Origin of the sequence: Microcystis sp. M090S1 (assembly GCF_020246295.1) — a bacterium.
GTDB lineage: Bacteria > Cyanobacteriota > Cyanobacteriia > Cyanobacteriales > Microcystaceae > Microcystis > Microcystis aeruginosa.
On sequence record NZ_JADBTF010000470.1, the window covers coordinates 1 to 3,039 of the forward strand.

General features: G+C 44.9%; 1 protein-coding gene. It reads right to left on the minus strand.

Going from position 1 to position 3,039, the window contains the following annotated elements; all coding sequences use genetic code 11:
- Window positions 1-150 precede the first annotated feature (150 nt).
- Window positions 151-2,463: a GumC family protein gene (locus IM477_RS20510; protein WP_287733272.1), complete on the minus strand. Its 2,313-nt coding sequence runs from the start codon at window positions 2,461-2,463 to the stop codon at window positions 151-153.
- Window positions 2,464-3,039: the final 576 nt, after the last annotated feature.

Below are 3,039 nucleotides of genomic sequence, written 5' to 3' on the forward strand. Positions count from 1 at the left end.
CTATACCTATCAATCGTTTCCCCTTTTTTTAAGTTTCTTCTCTTTTTGTTAAGAAAGATCCGACTAATGGATAGCTTAATAAGGGGGGCAGGGGGGATCGGCACCTCCCTTATTAAGGGGGGATTAAGGGGGGATCTATCTTCAATTTAATTATCTTTTGCCGTAGTAATGGCCATAGTAACGATAATTGTGGTCTTTCCGACTAACATTATTAGCCACTAAACCTAACAGGGAAATGTGGGATAATCTCAGATCTTCGATCAGATTTTTCAGCGCAAAGCGATCGGTTTTGCCCAGTTTGGTGACGAGAATTAGGCCAGTGGCCATGGCGGCGAGAATTTTCGCATCGGCAAAAGCGGCGAGCGGTGGTAGATCGTAGATAATTAGATCGAAAGCGTGGTCTTGCTGTAATTGCAAGATCATCTCCTGCATTCTCTGGGAAGAAAGCAAACGGCTTGGATCTGGGGGAATTGAACCGGCGGTAAGAATCGATAAATTCTCGTAACGGGGTAGAGGTTGAATTGCCTCGTTCCAATCGAAACCCTCGGCGAGGACATTACTAAGGCCGTGGTCGTTATCGAGATTAAGTCGTAGGTGAATCTGGGGTCGTCGCAGGTCGGCATCCACCAATAAGACTTTTTGTCCCATACGAGCGGCAGCCTTAGCGATATTTATTGCCGTAGTAGTTTTACCATCTCCCGGTGATACAGAACTAATCACGAGGGACTTGAGGGGGGAATCGGAACCGAGGAGGCGAATATTGGTGTTAAGAGTGTGGAAAGCCTCCGAGAAGGGGGAGAAATTATAGTAGTAGGGGTTTTCGTTGGCTGATTTCGCAGTGGTATTAGGGATAGTAAGTTGTTGACCAGCGACTGTTAACTGGGGTAGGGCGGCGGTGATCACTTTTTCGATCGTGCCAAGGTCTTTTTGCCAAGGAATTGCGCCCAAAAGGGGTAGTTTGGTATCTTCTTTTAGTTCATCTGCACTGTGGTGAACGGGGTCTAATCTTTCAGCTAAAAAGGCCGCCCCTAGGCCTAGTAACAGGCCACCAATAACCCCTAAAGCCAGATTTCGCACGGGTTTAGGAGAAACGAATTCTTCCTCTACTTCTGGAGGAGCGATCAATTGCCAAGGCACCACTTGTTGTGCCACCTTGAGTTGGAGTTTTTGTTGTTCCTCCAGAAAACGGCCGAGACTGGTGGTGGCAATTTCCAATTCTCGCTGCAAATCCGTATAACGACGGGCTAAAACCGCCAGATTTTTGACCGAGGCTTTCTGTTGTTCGAGGGCTTGGGCAAGGGATTCTACCTTAATTTCTAGGGTTTGGCGACTGTTAGCGGCTTCCACCAATTGCTGGGTTAATTCTACCCGCAAAGCGCTTCGTGATACCAAAGCCGGGGAATTACCCACTGTCTGGGGCAGTTTTTCCCCTAGGGTTCTCTGGGCTTCGTTTTGCAGTAGGGGCAGTAAATTAGCCCGTTTTTCCTCTAGGGTGGCGATTATCGGGCTATCCTTGGCAAAAACTGCCGATTGTTTCGCCAATTCCACTTCCACTTCTTGCAACTGCTTGAGCAAATCTTGATAACCGGGAGATTCACTGAGATAAGTAGCGATAATTGCTTGATTAGGGTCTAATCCCACCTGTTGCTGTAAAGCTTGAGAGCGAGAGTTAATTTCGTTAAGGGCGACTTGGGCGACTCTGTACTCCTGTTCGATGCTGGTTAACTGTTGCGATAAACGAGTCGCTTCTTTGTCAGGATCAAGGAAATTGTATTGCTGCCGGAATTGCTGCATTTGTTTTTGTAGAGAATTAACTCGTTCCTGCAGCACGGGCAATTGAGCATTGACAAAATCCAAACCTTGATTAATTTCGGTCTTGCGTTCCTGAGAACTATAGTTTAGGTAATGACGGGCTAAATTGTCTAAAACCAGCTTGATTTTTTCTGGTTCCGCATCTTGATAGGAAATTTCTAAAACTTTCGTATCTTTTAGTTGACTAACTTTGAGATCAGATTTGCCAGTCTTACTAATTAAATCACTGTAGGTAAAGTCGGGATATTGAGGAGTTATTTTACTAAGGATGGGGTTAAGGAGTTGAGGACTGGTTAAAACAGCGATTTGGGTATCATAATCGATGTCTTCACCACCTAACTGAGGTAGGATATCTTGGGCTGCCAGTCTGGAAGAACTTTTATTTTCCTCGATGGGTTGACCGATGAGCAGCAGGAATTTACCTTGATAGATAGGGGTTTTTAAGAAAGTATAAGTAGTGATCGCACTTGTCACCCCTAGGGTGATGCCAGCGATTATCAACCAGCGATGCTTGACCACAGAAAGGACTTGACGCAGGTTGATTTCTTCTTCTTCCTGCGTCACGGAGGGGATAAAAGCCGGTTGAGCAAAAATTGTTAGATTTTCCTGGCTTTGGGCTTTCAAAGCCCCGTTTTGTTGGTTGTTCATCATTAATCAAATAGTCAAGGGATAACTGTATTAGACCGCATCTAGTATGCCAGTATAGCTTGAGAATAATTTGGGAATTTGTCCAAACATGGTATCTATTTAAAATAGCCTCAAACCCTTATAGAGTCAGGAATATGACATCTAAAGCTGAGATTGACTTCGGGACACTTTAAGGATATAAACGGCAACCAGCTAGAGAACTGGAATTTCACTGGCAGGCCATTAACCCTTAAAAGTATTGCTATGCAAAGATCATAGCCGAAAAAGCCAAACTACGGGTTTCCCTGTGGATGCGGTTTAAAAGATTTTGCGGTAGCAATCTGGCTCGATTAATTACCGCTTCATCATAACACCATGCTACAATGGCGACTCTAGTTTTTCCAGAACTACTAACTTTTGTCCTGCCGCATCTTATATTCCAGCTTGCTGATAATCCTCCCGACAAATCAGAACATCCATAGTGGGACTTAAACAAATTTCAAGCCCAAACAAAGCCTAAACTGGCTTTGTAAGCGGCAAACACATCCCGATTCTCGGTCAGCCACTCAAAGAAACGGAAAGACATCGCTGTCCGAAAAG

Excerpts from the sequence above, each read along its gene's own strand:
- IM477_RS20510 (WP_287733272.1), bottom strand. The coding sequence starts at position 2,463 with ATGATGAACAACCAACAAAACGGGGCTTTGAAAGCCCAAAGCCAGGAA.